Origin of the sequence: Bradyrhizobium sp. BLXBL-03, assembly GCF_051853015.1 — a bacterium.
GTDB classification, from domain to species: domain Bacteria; phylum Pseudomonadota; class Alphaproteobacteria; order Rhizobiales; family Xanthobacteraceae; genus Bradyrhizobium; species Bradyrhizobium manausense.
In genome coordinates, this window is the sequence record NZ_CP182470.1 from 2,723,770 (window position 1) to 2,736,606 (window position 12,837).

Genomic DNA, 12,837 nt, shown 5'->3' on the forward strand with positions numbered 1-12,837 from the left:
CATGAAATTCGGCGTATTCGACCAGAATGACCGTTCCGGCCTTCCGCTGGCGGAGCAGTACGAGAACCGGCTTCAGCTCGCCGAACTCTACGATCGTCTCGGCTTCCATTGCTTCCACATGAGCGAGCATCACGGCACGCCGCTGAGCACGAAGCCGTCGCCCAGCGTGTGGATGGCCGCGCTGTCGCAGCGCACCGAGAGGCTGAGGCTATGTCCGCTCGTCTATCTGCTGCCGACCTACAATCCGGCGCGCCTCTACGAAGAGATCTGCATGCTCGATCATCTGAGCGGCGGCCGGTTCGAGTTCGGGATCGGGCGCGGCGCCTCACCGCACGAGCTCGACGCAATCGGGATCGACTCCGCGAAGGCGGCGAAGATGTATGCGGAGGCCTTTGAGACGATCCAGCGCTGCTTTACGCAGGAGTCCGTCACGACGACGGGCGAGTTCTGGAGCCTGAATGATTATACGGTGGAAATGAAGCCGCTGCAGCGGCCGCGTCCGCCGATGTGGTACGCGGTTGGCTCGCCCGATTCCGTGGTCTGGCCGGCGCGCAACGGCGTGAACGTGGTCTGCGGAGGGCAGGTCTCGCGCGTGCGTGCGATTTCGGATCGCTATCGCGAGGAAATGGCCACGGCTGGCTTGCAAGACAGCTCGCCGCTCATCGGCGTCAATCGCTACATCATCGTCGGCGAGACCGACCGTGAGGCCCATGAGCTCGGTCGGAAGGCCTGGCCGACATTCTACGAGAATTTCATCAAGCTCTGGCGCAAGCACGGCACGCAGCCCGTGAATGCGAAGCTGCCGCCCGCGTTCGACCAACTCGTCGAATCCGGCCATGCGATTGCCGGCTCGGCCCGGACGGTGACGCAAATCCTGTCCGACCAGGTCGCGTCGGGTGGGCTGAACTATGTGATCGGAAGCTTCATGTTCGGGACCATGCCGCACGCCGAGGCCGCGGCCTCGATCCGCCGCTTCGCCGAGCATGTCATGCCGGCGGTGGAATCGGCCGAAGCAGTTGCCGCGTAAACGCAAAAGGACGGATGAACGCTGAGGAGGTGGAAATGCCCGATGCTCCTTTGTTCGACAGCCGCGACCTCAGGCGCGTGCTCGCAAGCTTCGTCACGGGCGTGACTGTTGTCACGACGGTCGATGGCGCCGGCCAATTCCACGGCGTGACGGCCAATTCGTTCAGCTCGGTGTCGCTCGATCCGCCGCTGGTGCTCTGGAGCCAGGCCGTGAAAAGCGGCAGCCATCCGGCCTTCTTTGAGGCCGAGCGCTTTGCCGTGAATATCCTGGCTGAGGACCAGATCGAGCTGTCGAGGCGGTTTGCGAAATCCTCGCCTGCGAAGTTCGCCGGCATCGAGGTCGATCTCGGCGCCGGCGGCGTGCCGCTGCTTCGCGATTGCAGCGCCCGGCTGCAATGTCGGGTCGTGTCCCGGGTGCCGGGCGGCGACCACACGATCTATGTCGGTGAGGTCGTCGCGATCGACCAAGCCGAGCGGAAGCCGCTCGTCTTCGGCAATGGCCGGTATCTGCTGGCGGATCCGCATGATCTGGCCGACAGCACGCTGTCGTCCGATCGCAGGCAGGTCCAGCTCTCGGCGATGCGGCTCGGCAGGCGTGCGATCGAGCGTCTGGTCAGGCGGTTCGACGAGACGATGGCGCTCGCCGTCTGGGGCGCCCACGGTCCGACCATCACCCATTGGGAGCCGGCATCCGCTCCGGTGAGCGAAGCGCTTCCCGTGGGGTTGATCCTCCCGGTGACATCGACGGCGACTGGTCTGGCCTTCGCTGCGTACCTTCCTCCCGAAGCAATTGCCGAGACGGCCTTGCCGGGTCAGGACCTGGCGAGGGCGGAGAGCGATTGGCACGAACGCCTCGCGGAGGTGCGCCGCCAGGGACTCGCCAGGCAGGGGCTGGAGACCTTCTATCGCAGCGAGACGGTCATCAACGCCCTCAGCGCGCCCGTGCTTGATGCGGATGGCCGCGCGGTGCTGGCGCTGACCGCGGTGGGTGAGGCGGGCCGATTCCGCGCCGAGCTCGACGGCGCATTCGCCCGCGCCCTGCGCGACGCGGCGAAGGATCTGTCGCACCGGCTTGGCTACGAAGCTGAGCGTTCTGCCGAGCACGCCAGACGGCTCGATCTCGTGGTCGGGGCTTGAGCGATGGCTGATTTGTCTCCGGCCGATGCCGAGCTGCTCAGACAGGAGCTGCCGGTGCTCGCCCGGGTCGATGTCGCGTCATCGATCTATTCCGGGCAGCAGGGCCAGATCGAATATCGCGCCGCCGGAAATCCGAGCAATGCTGCGGTGCTGATGCTGCACGGGCTGGGCTCCAGTTCGGCAGGATACCGCGCGCAGTTCGCCGGGCTATCACGCGATTTCCACGTGATCGCCTGGAACGCCTCCGGCTTCGGTGGAAGCTCACCAATCCCGGGGCAGGACGCAAAGATCGACGACTACGCGAGCGCAGTGGAAGGTTTGCTGCGTGCGCTCGGCGTGCGCCGGCTGGCGGCGCTGGTCGGCAGCTCCTGGGGAAGCGTTGTCGCGACGGCTTTCGCCAGACGATATCCCGCGCTGGTCGGCAGCCTTGTTCTATCGGCACCCAACGTCGCCAGAGGTCATCTCGTCGGCGATACGCGTACCGCCGAGCTCAACGCCTGGCTTCGTACGGCGGACGTCAACATCCCGGTGCCGCGTGCGACCATCGCGGACAGGCTGCTGACACCGGACACACCGGCACTGGTCCGGCAGCACGTTGAGCGCCTGCGCGACGCAATGACGACCGAGGGTTGGCGACAGGCGATCCGGTCAACGTTCACCGTTTACACGCCCGACATCATCTCCGCGGTGCGCTGCCCGATCGCCATCCTCTCCGGCACGCGCGATCAGGTCGCGCCGCAGCAGGATCACGCCGAACGGCTCCTCGCCGCCGCACCTCGGGCGACATCGTATCCATTCGAGGATTGCGGTCACATTCTCAAGCTTGAAGCTCCCTCGAAATTCAACGCGGTCGTTCGCGAGATGGCCGCTCAAGCGAAGTGAAACGGGCGCAATGACGTCAGGGAGAAGGAAACGCATGGAAACCGAACAAGAAGTCGAGCGGCCTCAACTCGGTAATTGGTGGTTGGTTGGCGTCCTGTGTCTCGTGAATGCTGTTGCGTTCATCGATCGCGCAGCACTGCCGCTCCTGGTGCAGCCGATCAAGCGCGACCTGCAGATTTCAGACACGCTGATGAGCTTACTGATCGGAGCGGCCTTCATCATCACCTACGCGGTCGGCGGATGGTTCGTCGGCATGCTGGTCGATCGTTTCCCGCGTCGGCGGGTCCTGGCCATGGGCATGACCGTGTGGGGCATCTCGACGATGCTCTGCGGCTCCGTCACCACCTATGCAGGCCTCTTTCTTGGCCGCTGCGGCGTTGGAGCAGGTGAAGCCACCTGCGGACCTTCGAGCATGTCGCTGGTCAGAGACGCCTTCCATCCCCGGTTTCGCGGGCGGGCCGTCGCGATCTGGGCCATGGGCGCGAGCATCGGCGGCGGGTTGGCGCTATTGGGCGGCGGCGCAATTCTTCACTTCGTGGGGGAGAGCGGAAGCTACGTGCTACCCTTGCTGGGGATCACCGTTCGCTCATGGCAGCTCGTGCTGATCATGTGCGGCGCGATTGCGCTACCGGTCGCCTTGCTCGTCTACACGTTCAAGGAGCCGGCGAGGCGGTCTGTCGGAACGGGTCAACCCATCGCGCTCAGGGACGCCTTCGAAGCCGTTCGCGATCGCTGGCTCGTTTTCGTCCCGCTGTTTCTGGCGAATGCCGCAACGATCATGTTGTCGGTGGCGTACTCGTCCTGGATACCGGCCTTTCTCGGGCGCGTGTGGAAGCTTCCGGCCGGCGAGATCGGACTGACCTATGGTCTCATCGTCCTGTTTCTCAGCACAGCCAGCCAGTTCATCGCCGGCTTTCTCGTCGATGCCGTCTATCGCCGGTTCGGATTGCCGGCGATCCCGGCCCTGGGTGTGGGGATCTCGGCGCTGATCTTCCTACCGGCAGTCCTTGTTCCGGTCGCGGGGTCCATCGTTGCGGTCTGGATGCTGCTCGCTGTCTTCAATCTTCTGGCCGCGAGCCTGTTCACCATCGGCACATCGACGATCGTGCATCTGTCGCCTGGAGCTGCGATCGGCAAGATCACGGCGGTCCATTTCGCCTGGGTCGGTATTACCGGAACGGCGATCGCGCCGACGCTGGTCGCCGTTGTTGCCGCGCAATTCTTCCAGGGCACTCTCGGCTCGGCTCTCTCGATCGTCGGCGGCGCGCTGGCGGCGATCGGCGGGCTCTGTCTCCTTGTCGTGTACTGGCAATTGCGGCCAGGCGATCCGGTTTCGTCGCTCGCGTGTGAGACGGCTTAAGCGAATCCGCGTTCAGGCGTGACGCGGCGAGGAGGTGATCGCGTAGCCCAGCTCAAGGACGTGTCACGTTCGGCCCTGTCGCTGCAGAAATCCCGTGATCATGACCTTCTCCCAGATGCCCGCCGCGGCGAACGGATCGGCGCGGTAATTGGCAAGCGAGCGAGTGATCGACGACCCGCGACCGCTGCTGCCTTCGTGGGCCGCGTGCCGTGATGACGTGCAGAGAGTTGAGCCATTAGCGGCGCTTATGTCGCGAATTTTTACTTCCAATTTTACTTCGCAAATGCCCGCCCCTAGCCTCGCGCGCATGGATCACATCCGCAGCCGATCAATGGCGATCGGTGCAAGCGTTCATCGTAACCAGCGAGGGTTGCCATGTCTGATGAGACGAAGGGGACGTTCACTTCCGATCCGGCGGGAACGGGGGCCAAGACGGGGGGCAAGGCTAACGTCAAGTCTGCGAAAAAGCTGAGCCGGCGCACGCTGTTGAAGGGTGCGGCTGCAGTTGCGGGCGCAGCCGCGGGGTCGGACGCAATCCGCGGATTCCCGACCATCTGGGCGCAGGAGATCAAGGACATCGAGCTGCGCCATGTCGGCGTCTCCTATTCGGTGGTGAAGGCGATCGGCGACCAGGCCGCCAAGGATCTCGGCTTCAAGGTGACGATGCAGAACCTCGACACCTCAGCCGCCATCAACCGCTTCATAAGCCAGCCTAATACGGTCGACATCGCCGACCTCGAGGGCTGGCAGGCCAAGCTCGCCGCCAAGCGTGGCGTCATCCAGGGCATCGAGGTCAAGAAGATCAAGGAATTCGACAACATCCTGCCGATCTTCACCAAGGGCGAGATCGACGGCCACAAGATCCCGCGCCAGGGCATCTCGCCCTATGAGGCCATGTATATCGCCAAGCCTGATGCGACCGATTTGAACGACGGCGTCACCGAATGGGCGACCTTCCTGCCGCAGGTCTACAACGCCGACTCCATCGGCTATCGTCCCGACCTCGTCGGCCACGAAGTGACCGAGTGGAAGGACCTGATCGATCCTAAATTCAAGGGCAAGGCGGCGATCCTCGACGTGCCCGCGATCGGCATCATGGACGCCGCGCTCTGCTTCGAGAGTGCCGGGCTGATCAAGTACGGCAACAAGGGCAACATGACCAAGGAGGAGATCGACTTTACCTGCAACAAGCTGATCGAGTTGAAGAAGCAGGGCCAGTTTCGCGCGACCTGGACCACCTTCGACCAGTCGGTGCAGCTGATGGCCGCGGGCGAGGTGGTGATCCAGTCGATGTGGTCGCCGGCAGTCGCCGCGGTGCGCGTCAAGGAAATCCCCTGCGTCTACGCGCCCGTGAACGTCAAGAACGGCAAGGAAGGTTATCGCGGCTGGTGCAACGGCATGGGCCTGATGAAGCACCTTTCCGGCAAGAAGCTCGACGCCGCCTACGAATATCTCAACTGGTATCTGTCCGGCTGGCAGGGCGGCTTCGTCGCACGCTACGGCTATTACAGTCCGGTGCCGTCGACCGCGAAGAAATTCCTCACGCCGGCCGAATGGGCGTTCTGGTACGAGGGCCAGCCCGCACCTGAAGTCGTCAATGATCCCTACGGTGTTGCGATGGAGAAGGCCGGCACCAAGCGTGACGGCGGCTCGTTCCTCGACCGCGTCAAGAACATCTCGTGCTGGAACACGCTGATGGACGAGGCGGCTTACATGAACAAGCGCTGGAACGACTTCAAAGTGGCCTGAAACCTGCTTTCCCTGACGTAAGCGAGAGCCGGCGCGGCGACGCGCCGGCGGCAAGGACCGAAGGCGTTTGTCGAGATGCAGCCCAGTCAAACCCCATCACGCGCCAATTTCGCCGGCTGGCTTTATGTGTCGCCGCTGGTCCTGGTGCTCGTGCCGTTCTTCGTCGCGCCGATCCTGGTCGTGCTGGCCGCGAGCTTCTTTGCCACCGATGGGTTTGGCGGGCTGACGCCCGGCTTCACGCTGGCAAGCTATGTCGAGGTGCTGCATTCGGCGCTGACGCTGAAGTTGTATCTGGCGACCATCAAGTTCACGGCGCTGACCTGGATCTTCACGCTGATCATCGGCTTCTTCGTCGCCTATTTCCTGGTGTTTCACGTCCGCAACCAGTTGCTGGCGATCGGCCTGTTCCTGCTCTGCACCGTGCCGTTCTGGACCTCGAACATCATCCGAATGATTTCCTGGATCCCGCTGCTCGGCAAGGAAGGCCTGATCAACCAGGTGCTGCTCGCCATGGGCGTGATCCGTCAGCCGCTGGAAATTCTGCTGTTCTCCGACCTCGCTGTCGTCATTGCCTATGTCCATCAGCTCACGATCTTCATGATCGTGCCGATCTTCAATTCCATGGCGCGGATCGACAAGAAGCTGATCGAGGCGGCGATCGACGCCGGCGCCAGCCGCCTCGACATCATGCGCCTGATCGTGGTGCCGATGTCCAAGAGCGGCATCGCACTCGGCACCATCTTCGTGGTCTCGATCGTGATGGGCGACTTCTTCGTGGTCAAGGTGATGTCCGGCGGCGGCTCGGCTTCCGTGGTCAGCGCATTCTATGAAGACGTCGGCGTGCTGCAATATCCGAACGCAGCGGCAAGCGCCGTGCTGTTGACATTGGTGCTGGTTGCGATCGTCTCGCTGATCCTGCGCACCGTCGACATCAGGCAGGAGATCACGCGATGAGCGCGGTTCTTGCCGACATGCCCAAGACCGAGACCTCCAAGACCATGGCGCCGGCTTCGACCAAGGCCATCGCGCCGAGCAAGGGCGGCCGTCCCTGGACCTTCTACGTGCTGGCGACGCTGTTCGCGGCCTACGTGTTCGCGCTCTACGGCCCGATGTTCTGCATCTACATCCTGTCGTTCCAGGACATCCGCGGCGGGCTCGTGTTCCCGATGAAGGGACAATCGCTGCACTGGTTCGTCGATCTCTTCACCCAGGTGCGGACCGGAGACGTCAAGGGCTCTTTCGACCGCTCGATCAAGCTCGCGGTCATCGTCACGATCATCACTGTGGTGGTGTCGTTCTTGGCCGGTCTCGGCTTCCGCAAGCGCTTCCGCGGCGACACCGTCGTCTTCTACATGATGATCGGCAGCCTGGTGGCGCCCGGCCTCGTGCTCGGCCTCGGCACGGGTCTGTTGTTCCAGGCGTTGGGGCTGAACGCGAGCTGGTACACCTCGGCGCTCGGCGCGCAACTGTCCTGGACGCTGCCGTTCGGGGTGCTGGTGATGTTCGCGGTGATGTCGCGCTTCAACCATGTCTGGGAGGAGGCGGCCTATGATCTCGGCGCCAGCCGCTGGCAGTCGGTCCGGCTGGTGATGATCCCGGTGCTCGCGCCCGGCCTCGTCGCGGTGGCCTTGTTCGGCTTCACGCTGTCCTACGACGAATTCGCACGCAGTCTCCAGACCGCGGGCTCGCTGAACACGCTGCCGCTGGAGATCTGGAGCATGACGCTGAACGTCACCTCGCCCTCGCTCTACGCGCTGGGCACGGTGACCACAATCGTCTCCTTCATCGTCATCGGTGCAAGCCTCGGCACCATCGTACTGATCCAGAAGAAGCGCGGCAGCCGGGCAAAGGGTTAGGAATGAAGAACGATCGCGGCGATATCGAACTGGCGGGTGTCTGCAAGAGCTTTGACGGCGTGACTAACGTGGTCGACGGCGTCAATCTCAGGATCGACGACGGTGCCTATTGTTGCTTCATCGGCCCGTCCGGCTGCGGCAAGACCACGATCCTGCGCATGATTGCCGGCCACGAGGACCCCACAGCCGGCGAGATCGTGATCGGCGGCCAGAACGTTGTGGGGCTCGCGCCGGTGCAGCGCCGCACTGCGATGATGTTCCAGTCCTACGCCCTGTTCCCGCATCTGACCGTGCGCGAGAACATCGCCTTTGCCTTGCGTGTCCGCGGCCAGTCCAAGGCCGATCGCCTGCGTGCGGCCGATGCCATGATCGAAAAGGTGCGGCTGACGCAGTTCGCCGATCGTCTGCCGGCGCAGCTCTCCGGCGGCCAGCAGCAGCGTGTCGCGCTGGCGCGCGCTGCCATCACCGAGCCGCGCGTGCTGCTGCTCGATGAGCCGCTCTCCGCGCTCGACGAGCAGCTCCGCGTCCAGATGCGCCAGGAGCTCCGGCGGATGCAGCAGGAGCTCGGCATCACCTTCATCCATGTCACCCACACCCAGCTCGAAGCGATCGCGCTCGCTGACCTCGTGGTGGTGATGGAGCAGGGCAAGATCAAGCAGGCGGGTGCCGCGCGCGATGTCTACGCCCATCCGCACGACCGCTATGTCGCCGAGTTCATGGGTGGCCAGAATGTGCTGTCGGGCCGGGTCGAGAAGGTCAATGGTGCCAGCTTCACGCTCGCGGCACCTTCCGGCATCGAGGTGCCGCTCCAGGCACGACCCACCGTCAACGTCGGCGACCAGGTCGATATCGCAGTGCGCCGCGACGATGTCGCACTTGTCAGGCCGGGTAGGGACTTGCCGCCGGGCTTTACCACCTCGCTGCCGAGCCGCGTGCTCGCGATCGAATACCAGGGCTATTTCGTCAAGGTCATGCTCGACACCGTGCCCGATGACGAGTTCGTCGCGTACGTGCCGGAAAAGACCTTCTTCGCAGATCCCTTCACCGTCGGCGATGTCGTGATGGCCACATGGGCCACCGGCAGCGCGTTGCCACTCGCCTAAAGCCCCGTCGCGCACAGGAGTATGACCGTGCAGATATCCTTCACACTTAACGGCCGGCCGACCACTGTCGATGTCGAGCCAGCGACGCTCGTTGCCGAGCTGCTGCGCGAACAGCTCAATCTCACGGGCACCCATATCGGCTGCGATACCAGCCAGTGCGGCGCCTGTGTGGTCCATCTCGATGGGCTTCCGGTGAAGAGCTGCACGCTGCTGGCGCCCGCGCTCGACGGCGCGACGCTGCTCACCATCGAGGGCCTGCAAGGTGCGCCCGGCTCGAACCAGATGCATCCGATGCAGGAGGCATTCCGCGAGCATCACGGTCTGCAATGCGGCTTCTGTACGCCGGGCATGTTGATGACGGCGGTCGCACTCGCGACCGAGAAACCTGATCTGACCGAGGCCGACGTCCGCCATGGCCTTGAAGGCAACATCTGCCGCTGCACCGGCTACCAGAACATCGTCGTCTCGGTGATGGCAGGCGCTGCCGCCATGAACGCCGCCAAGGGAGAGTGACCATGGGCAATGTGATCGGCATCGGCGCTGCACCGAAGCGGAAAGAAGACCAGCGCTTCCTCACCGGCCGCGGCAATTACGTCTCCGACATCAAGCGCCCCGGCATGACGTCAGGCGTGTTCGTACGCTCGCCGCACGGGCATGCGGTGCTGCGAGGCATCGACAAGAGCGCGGCGCTGGCCTCACCTGGCGTGATTGCGGTCTTGACCGGCGACGACGTCAAGGCTGACGGCCTGGGTTCGCTGCCTTGCGGCTGGGGTATCACGGACGCCAAGGGCACGCCGATGAAGGAGCCGCCATTCCCGATGCTAGCGCAGGGCAAGGTGCGCTTCGTCGGTGACATGGTCGCCTTCGTGATTGCCGAGACGCCGGAGCAGGCTAATGCGGGCGCCGAGCTGCTCAAGATCGATTACGAGGTGCTGCCGTCCGTGGTCGGCGTGCTCGAGGCCGTCAGGCCCGGTGCGCCGCAACTGTTCGACGACGTGCCTGATAACATCTGCTGCAACTGGGAGCTCGGCGACAAGGCCGCGGTGGAGGCCGCGTTCCGGAAAGCGGCGCATGTCGCCAAGCTCAGCCTCGTCAACAACCGCCTGATCGGCAATCCCATGGAGCCGCGCGCGGCGATCGCGGAGTATGAGCCGGGCACGGACCGTTTCACGCTGTGGACCACCAGCCAGTTTCCGCACGTCGTGCGCTTCCTGATGGGCGCGCTGGTGCTGAACATCCCGCAGCACAAGTTGCGCGTGGTCGCACCCGACGTCGGCGGCGGCTTCGGCGTCAAGCAGTTCCATTACGGCGAGGAGGCCGTGATCACCTGGGCCGCCAAGCGGGTCAAGCGGCCGGTGAAATGGGTCGCGAGCCGCTCGGAGGGCTATGTCTCCGATCGCCACGGCCGCGACCACGTCACCGAGGCCGAGCTGGCGCTGGATGAAAACGGAAAATTCCTCGCCTTCCGCGTCAACACGCTTGCCAATATGGGCGGCTATCTCTCGACCTTCGGGCCGAACATTCCGACCAATCTCTACGGTCCGCTGCTCAGCGGCGTCTACACCACGCCGGCGATCTACTGCAACGTGAAGGTGGTCTTCACCAACACCGTCCCCGTCGACGCCTATCGCGGCGCGGGCCGGCCCGAGGCGACCTTCGTGCTGGAACGCATCGTCGATGTTGCAGCGAGCGAGATGGGGATCGACCGCGTCGAGATCCGCCGTCGCAACATGATCCCGAAAGAGGCGTATCCTTATCAGACACCTGTTCTGGTGCAGTACGATTCCGGCGATCCCATGGGCTGCCACGACGGTGCATTGGTCGCGGCCGACGTGAAGGGCTTCGGTGCGCGCAAGGCGGCTTCCGCGCGCAAGGGCAGGTTCCGCGGGCTCGGCTACTCCACCTATGTCGAGGCTTGCGGCCTGGCGCCGTCGCGCTTCGCCGGACGCCTCGGTGCGCGCGGTGGCCTCTACGAGAGCGCCACCGTACGCGTGCATCCGACCGGCCAGGTCACGGTCATGATCGGCACCCACAATCACGGCCAGGGCCACGAGACGACCTTTGCGCAGATCGTCTCGGACAAGCTCGGCGTCGCCTTCGAGAATGTCGATATCGTGTTCGGCGATACCGATCGCGTGCAGTTCGGGATGGGCACCTATGGCTCGCGCTCCCTCGTGGTCGGAGGCGCGGCGCTGTCGAAGGCGACCGACAAGGTGATCGCCAAGGGCAAGAAGATCGCCTCACATCTGCTCGAGGCGGCGGAAGCCGACATTCACTTCGAAAGCGGAAAGTTCTCCGTCGCCGGTACCGACCGCATGAAGACCTTCGAGGAGATCGCAGGCGCCGCCTACGTGCCCCACAATTATCCGCTCGAAGTGCTGGAGCCGGGACTCGAAGAGCAGGCCTATTACGACCCCGTCAACTTCACCTATCCCGGCGGCTGCCACATCGCCGAGGTCGAGGTCGATCCGGAGACCGGCACGGTGACGCTGGTCAATTACACCGCGGTCGATGACGTCGGGACGGTCATCAACCCGATGATCGTGGAGGGGCAGCTTCACGGCGGCATTGTCCAGGGCGTCGGCCAGGCGCTGTTCGAGAACGCGGTCTATGACGAAGGCTCCGGCCAGCTATTGTCGGGCTCGCTGATGGATTACTGCATGCCGCGCGCCGATCATCTGCCGATGATGAAGGTTGCGACCCACTCCACGCTCTGCACGCACACGCCGATGGGCGTGAAGGGCTGCGGCGAGGTCGGCACCATCGGCTCGCCGGCCGCCGTCATTAACGCGGTCGTCGACGCGCTGTCGCATCTCGGCGTGACTCACGTGGACATGCCGGCGACGCCGAACCGGATCTGGCGCCTGCTGCAAAACGCGTCGCTGCCGGTTGCGGCGGAATAGGGAGGACAACAATGAAACCATTCGCCTATCACCAGCCCGATGGGATCCCGGATGCCGCCAAGCTGCTGATCTCGATCGAGGACAGCAAGCTCGTCGCCGGCGGCATGACGCTGATCCCGACGCTGAAGCAGCGGCTGGCGAGTCCCGCGGCACTTGTCGATCTGTCGAAGCTGGGCTCGCTCAAGGGCATTGCCGACGACGGCACCACGATCACCATCGGCGCAATGACGCCGCATGCGGTGGTGGCGGCCTCAAAATTGGTGCAAACGAAAATCCCGGGCCTTGCGGCATTGGCTTCGATGATCGGCGATCCCGCCGTGCGCAGCCGTGGCACCATCGGCGGTTCCGTCGCCAACAACGATCCTGCGGCGGACTATCCCGCCGGCGTGCTCGGCCTCGGCGCCACCATCATCACCAGCAAGCGCGAGATCGCGGCCGACAAGTTCTTCCTGGGCCTGTTCGAGACGGCGCTCGAGCCGGGCGAGATCATCACGGCGATCCGTTTTCCGGTGCCGCTGAAAGCGGGTTACGCAAAGTTCAAGGCGCCGGCGTCGCGTTATGCGCTGGTCGGCGTGTTCGTCGCGAAATTCGCCGATGGCGTCCGCGTCGCCGTAACAGGCGCGGGTCCGGGCGTGTTCCGCGTGCCGCCGATGGAGTCGGCGTTGTCGGAGAATTTCGATCCGTCCGCGATTGCGGCGATCAAGATCAATACCGACGGCCTCACCTCCGATATCCATGCCGAAGCCGATTACCGTGCGCATCTCGTCACGGTGATGGCCAAGCGCGCCGTCGACGCGGCGCTCAGCTAGCTCTCTAAGGGT

General features: G+C 64.2%; 11 protein-coding genes and 1 pseudogene. 11 read left to right on the forward strand and 1 reads right to left on the reverse strand.

Annotated features, from left to right (window positions below; genetic code table 11):
• Nucleotide 1 precedes the first annotated feature (1 nt).
• The 4 genes from ACNJX9_RS12905 to ACNJX9_RS12920 are packed head-to-tail and all read left to right on the forward strand — an operon-like array spanning nucleotide 2 to nucleotide 4,405.
• Entirely contained in the window at nucleotides 2–1,027 is a 1,026-nt protein-coding gene (locus tag ACNJX9_RS12905; RefSeq protein WP_439409115.1) for an LLM class flavin-dependent oxidoreductase, read from the forward strand.
• A 35-nt stretch (nucleotides 1,028–1,062) separates the two neighbouring features.
• Entirely contained in the window at nucleotides 1,063–2,163 is a 1,101-nt protein-coding gene (locus ACNJX9_RS12910; RefSeq protein WP_439409116.1) for a flavin reductase, read from the forward strand.
• Between the two features lie 3 nt (nucleotides 2,164–2,166).
• Complete coding sequence (locus ACNJX9_RS12915; RefSeq protein WP_439409117.1) at nucleotides 2,167–3,045, forward strand: alpha/beta fold hydrolase; 879 nt, start codon at nucleotides 2,167–2,169, stop codon at nucleotides 3,043–3,045.
• A 34-nt stretch (nucleotides 3,046–3,079) separates the two neighbouring features.
• Entirely contained in the window at nucleotides 3,080–4,405 is a 1,326-nt protein-coding gene (locus tag ACNJX9_RS12920; RefSeq protein WP_439409118.1) for an MFS transporter, read from the forward strand.
• Between the two features lie 63 nt (nucleotides 4,406–4,468).
• Here ACNJX9_RS12920 and ACNJX9_RS12925 read toward each other — a convergent pair.
• Nucleotides 4,469–4,546, reverse strand: a pseudogene (locus ACNJX9_RS12925) (YciI family protein); the annotation flags it as partial.
• A 234-nt stretch (nucleotides 4,547–4,780) separates the two neighbouring features.
• Between ACNJX9_RS12925 and ACNJX9_RS12930 the strand changes: the two are divergent.
• The 7 genes from ACNJX9_RS12930 to ACNJX9_RS12960 all read left to right on the forward strand — a co-directional run bounded on the left by ACNJX9_RS12930 (nucleotide 4,781) and on the right by ACNJX9_RS12960 (nucleotide 12,825).
• Nucleotides 4,781–6,154: an ABC transporter substrate-binding protein gene (locus ACNJX9_RS12930; RefSeq protein WP_057751162.1), complete on the forward strand. Its 1,374-nt coding sequence runs from the start codon at nucleotides 4,781–4,783 to the stop codon at nucleotides 6,152–6,154.
• Nucleotides 6,155–6,229: 75 nt separating this feature from the next.
• Nucleotides 6,230–7,108: an ABC transporter permease gene (locus tag ACNJX9_RS12935; protein WP_439409119.1), complete on the forward strand. Its 879-nt coding sequence runs from the start codon at nucleotides 6,230–6,232 to the stop codon at nucleotides 7,106–7,108.
• Entirely contained in the window at nucleotides 7,105–8,010 is a 906-nt protein-coding gene (locus ACNJX9_RS12940; RefSeq protein WP_439409120.1) for an ABC transporter permease, read from the forward strand. The genes ACNJX9_RS12935 and ACNJX9_RS12940 overlap by 4 nt, the downstream gene beginning before the upstream one ends.
• Nucleotides 8,011–8,012: 2 nt before the next feature.
• Nucleotides 8,013–9,113: an ABC transporter ATP-binding protein gene (locus ACNJX9_RS12945; protein WP_220001173.1), complete on the forward strand. Its 1,101-nt coding sequence runs from the start codon at nucleotides 8,013–8,015 to the stop codon at nucleotides 9,111–9,113.
• A gap of 21 nt (nucleotides 9,114–9,134) precedes the next feature.
• Nucleotides 9,135–9,626 (forward strand): (2Fe-2S)-binding protein, encoded by a 492-nt coding sequence (locus ACNJX9_RS12950; protein ID WP_194479802.1) that lies wholly within the window; start codon nucleotides 9,135–9,137, stop codon nucleotides 9,624–9,626.
• Nucleotides 9,627–9,628: 2 nt separating this feature from the next.
• A complete protein-coding gene (locus tag ACNJX9_RS12955) occupies nucleotides 9,629–12,016 on the forward strand; it encodes a xanthine dehydrogenase family protein molybdopterin-binding subunit (RefSeq protein ID WP_439409121.1) in 2,388 nt (795 codons plus the stop codon).
• A gap of 11 nt (nucleotides 12,017–12,027) precedes the next feature.
• Nucleotides 12,028–12,825, forward strand: coding sequence for an FAD binding domain-containing protein (locus tag ACNJX9_RS12960; RefSeq protein WP_439409122.1), 798 nt, complete (start codon nucleotides 12,028–12,030; stop codon nucleotides 12,823–12,825).
• Nucleotides 12,826–12,837 lie beyond the last annotated feature (12 nt).

Coding starts and splice junctions, on each gene's coding strand:
- ACNJX9_RS12935 (WP_439409119.1), top strand. CDS start 6,230: ATGCAGCCCAGTCAAACCCCATCACGCGCCAATTTCGCCGGCTGGCTT.
- ACNJX9_RS12905 (WP_439409115.1), top strand. CDS start 2: ATGAAATTCGGCGTATTCGACCAGAATGACCGTTCCGGCCTTCCGCTG.
- ACNJX9_RS12920 (WP_439409118.1), top strand. CDS start 3,080: ATGGAAACCGAACAAGAAGTCGAGCGGCCTCAACTCGGTAATTGGTGG.
- ACNJX9_RS12915 (WP_439409117.1), top strand. CDS start 2,167: ATGGCTGATTTGTCTCCGGCCGATGCCGAGCTGCTCAGACAGGAGCTG.
- ACNJX9_RS12950 (WP_194479802.1), top strand. CDS start 9,135: ATGACCGTGCAGATATCCTTCACACTTAACGGCCGGCCGACCACTGTC.
- ACNJX9_RS12955 (WP_439409121.1), top strand. CDS start 9,629: ATGGGCAATGTGATCGGCATCGGCGCTGCACCGAAGCGGAAAGAAGAC.
- ACNJX9_RS12945 (WP_220001173.1), top strand. CDS start 8,013: ATGAAGAACGATCGCGGCGATATCGAACTGGCGGGTGTCTGCAAGAGC.
- ACNJX9_RS12930 (WP_057751162.1), top strand. CDS start 4,781: ATGTCTGATGAGACGAAGGGGACGTTCACTTCCGATCCGGCGGGAACG.
- ACNJX9_RS12910 (WP_439409116.1), top strand. CDS start 1,063: ATGCCCGATGCTCCTTTGTTCGACAGCCGCGACCTCAGGCGCGTGCTC.
- ACNJX9_RS12940 (WP_439409120.1), top strand. CDS start 7,105: ATGAGCGCGGTTCTTGCCGACATGCCCAAGACCGAGACCTCCAAGACC.
- ACNJX9_RS12960 (WP_439409122.1), top strand. CDS start 12,028: ATGAAACCATTCGCCTATCACCAGCCCGATGGGATCCCGGATGCCGCC.